Annotated in this window: 1 pseudogene; it reads left to right on the top strand. The window is 33.4% G+C overall.

From position 1 onward, the window contains the following. Nucleotides 1–99 precede the first annotated feature (99 nt). Nucleotides 100–296: pseudogene (locus tag ACSG5Z_RS30980) on the top strand (MATE family efflux transporter); the annotation flags it as partial.

The following is a 296-nucleotide window of genomic DNA, read 5'->3' on the forward strand; positions in this document are numbered from 1 at the left end:
TGTTGTGTATTAGAGACAGGTATGCGCGTATTTCTTTTCTATTTTTTGATTAAATTGTATGATAGTATGAGTTTGTTTTTTTAGCGGAAAGGGGATTTTATGAAAGAAACTAATTCATACTCACAAAAATTAAAGCAATTTGTATTACTATTTTTCCCGATTTTCGAAACGCATAAGTCATATTTTGCTATGAGTTTTTTCGATACGACTATTTCGGTGCACGCAAGTCCTATTGATTTAGCGTGTGTTGCTATCGGAACAAGTATATGGCTTCCCGTTAGTAACGGATTAACAGG

The organism is Bacillus pretiosus, from assembly GCF_051294775.1.
GTDB lineage: Bacteria > Bacillota > Bacilli > Bacillales > Bacillaceae_G > Bacillus_A > Bacillus_A wiedmannii.